We start from the raw sequence: 303 nt of genomic DNA, 5'->3' as shown, positions 1-303 counted from the left end.
GCCGACGGCGGGCGGCGCGTCCGCGTCTTCGAGCAGGAGATGGAGGAGCGTCAGAACCAGCGGCGCTGGCTGGAACGCGAGCTGCGGCTGGCGGTCGGCACCGCGCAGATCGAGCTGCACTATCAGCCGCTGTTCGACCTGGCGACGAACGCGGTGACGAGCTTCGAGGCCCTCGCCCGGTGGCCCCCCCGGGAACGCGGGATGATCTCGCCCGGCGAGTTCACCCCGCTCGCCGAGGCGACGGGGCTGATCGACGCCCTCGGCGCCTACGTGCTCGAACGGGCCTGCGCCGATGCCATGACG

Annotated in this window: 1 protein-coding gene; it reads left to right on the top strand. The window is 72.6% G+C overall.

All coding sequences use genetic code 11. The annotated features are described in order from the left end of the window. Positions 1-303, top strand: a 303-nt coding sequence (locus ACLBYB_RS33155) for an EAL domain-containing protein (RefSeq protein WP_447701424.1), incomplete at both ends; no start/stop codon positions are given.

The organism is Methylobacterium sp. D54C (genome assembly GCF_053345595.1).
Note: the sequence above shows the minus strand (reverse complement) of the source record. Positions and strands in the feature narration are given on the sequence as shown.